The 256-nt window shown below is 66.4% G+C and carries 1 protein-coding gene; it reads left to right on the plus strand.

Annotated features, from left to right (window positions below):
- A partial coding sequence (locus SB751_RS32695; RefSeq protein WP_410749343.1) for a LysE family translocator occupies nucleotides 1-256 on the plus strand: 256 nt, incomplete at both ends.

Below are 256 nucleotides of genomic sequence, written 5' to 3' on the forward strand. Positions count from 1 at the left end.
GGCAACGGTCATCCCGCTAGTCTGCACGCCTGGTCCGGATATCCTTTTCATCGCTTCGCAAGCTGTTTCCGGCGGCACCGCGGCGGGGTTTCGCGCCACGGCCGGCGTGGTGCTGGGCTATTGCGTTCACTCGCTGCTGGTCGCGTTGGGGCTGGCCGCGGTCGTGGCCGCGTCACCGACGCTATTCGAAGCGATCCGCTGGATCGGCATCACCTACCTGGTGTACCTGGCCTGCAGGCTTGTCCGGGCGGCATTG

It is taken from the genome of Cupriavidus sp. SIMBA_020 (assembly GCF_046535395.1).
GTDB classification, from domain to species: Bacteria; Pseudomonadota; Gammaproteobacteria; order Burkholderiales; family Burkholderiaceae; genus Cupriavidus; species Cupriavidus campinensis.